Source organism: Teichococcus globiformis (assembly GCF_042646265.1).
Classification (GTDB): domain Bacteria; phylum Pseudomonadota; class Alphaproteobacteria; order Acetobacterales; family Acetobacteraceae; genus Pseudoroseomonas; species Pseudoroseomonas globiformis.
Genome location: NZ_JBHRTN010000027.1, coordinates 1 through 926 on the forward strand (window position 1 = coordinate 1; position 926 = coordinate 926).

At 64.7% G+C, this 926-nt stretch carries 1 protein-coding gene; it reads left to right on the forward strand.

Annotated features, from left to right (window positions below; translation table 11 throughout):
• A partial coding sequence (locus ACFOD4_RS20515) for a manganese catalase family protein (protein ID WP_379599496.1) occupies positions 1 to 925 on the forward strand: 925 nt, incomplete at its 5' end.
• Position 926: the final 1 nt, after the last annotated feature.

The following is a 926-nucleotide window of genomic DNA, read 5'->3' on the forward strand; positions in this document are numbered from 1 at the left end:
CATGTTCATGCGCGTGGACAAGCTTCAGGCTGAGCTACCGGCGCCGAAGCGCGCGGACCCGAATGCCGGCGCGGCGTTGCAGGAGCTGCTTGGCGGCAAGTACGGCGAGATGTCGACGCTGGGCAACTACATGTTCCAGAGCTTCAACTTCCGCTCCAAGAGCAAGCTCAGGCCGTTCTATTCCCTGGTCGCCTCCATCACCGCCGAGGAGCTCGGCCATGTGGAGCTGGTCAGCAACGGCGTGGCCATGCTGAACAACGGCCCCGACGTGCCGGATGGCGATGCCGGCGCTGGCGGCGACATCTCCAAATCGCCCTTCGAGGCGATGAAGGACATCCGCTCCTTTGCCAGCTTCGCTTCCAATGCCGGCGGTGCCTTGCCGGTCAACAGCAACTCCATGTCCTGGAACGCCGACATGGTGACCACCACGGGCAATGTGGTGGTGGACCTGCTGCACAACTTCCACCTGGAATGCGGCGCGCGGCTGCACAAGCTGCGCGTCTACGAGACCCTGTCGGACCCGACCGGGCGCGAGGTGTGCGGCTACCTTCTGGTGCGCGGCTCGGTGCATGCGCACGCCTATGCGCTGGCGCTGAAGCAGATCACCGGCGTGGAGCTGGAGAAGTTCCTGCCCACGCCCAACATCCCGCTCGACAAGATCCCCGAATGCCAGAAGTACCTGCAGGAAGGATCGCACCGCCGCCTCTACACCTGGAGCCCGCAGGACTACAAGGAAATCGCCGGGATCTGGGAAGGCGAGCAGGCCCTGCCGGGCGATCCGCCGGGCGAGCTGGAAGTTGTCGACGGCATGCCCGAAGGCGGCAAGATCCACCAGCTGACCGGCGTGCCCTCCGCCTTCACCCCCGACTACGCGCCCGAGGAAATGTTCGAGATCGCGCAGAAGCTCTACAAGGCTTCCCGTTGAT